A 541-nucleotide genomic window follows, 5' to 3' on the forward strand; every position below is an offset into this window, starting at 1 on the left:
GGCGCAAGGTCGCCTTCACGCTGAGCGACGTGTTCTGCATCTCGCGCCATGGCGGCGACTTCCGCAAGCTGATGGCCGATGGTCTGATCGACATCATGTTCGCCAATGCAGCGGAGATCACCGCCTTGATGGGCACCGAGGATTTCGACGCGGCGGTGGCTGCCGCCTCGGCCGAAGTGCCGATGCTGGTGGTGACGCGCAGCGAGCATGGCGCGATCGCGGTGTCGGGCGGCAAGATCGTCAGCGTCCCCGCCGAGCCGATCGAGCGTGTGGTCGACACCACCGGCGCGGGCGACCTGTTCGCCGCCGGTTTCCTGCGCGGTCAGGCGCAGGGCAAGAGCATCGAGGCCTCGCTCAAGATGGGCGCGATTTGCGCCGCCGAGATCATCTCGCATTATGGCGCGCGTGCGCAGGTCGACCTGAAGGCGCTGATCGCCAGCAAGCTCGGCTGAAACCTTCCTCCCCTCCCTTTCAGGGAGGGGAGACGTGCGCGAGATATAAAAAAGGCCGGGGATCGCTCCCCGGCCTTTTTCGCGTGCGG

The 541-nt window shown here is 66.2% G+C and carries 1 protein-coding gene; it reads left to right on the top strand.

Going from position 1 to position 541, the window contains the following annotated elements:
* Positions 1 to 452 (top strand): PfkB family carbohydrate kinase (locus AACY08_RS28475; protein ID WP_339472438.1); only part of this gene is annotated, 452 nt, incomplete at its 5' end.
* Positions 453 to 541 lie beyond the last annotated feature (89 nt).

The organism is Pseudomonas sp. EL_65y_Pfl1_R83, assembly GCF_963970695.1.
Taxonomy (GTDB): Bacteria; Pseudomonadota; Gammaproteobacteria; order Pseudomonadales; family Pseudomonadaceae; genus Aquipseudomonas; species Aquipseudomonas tritici.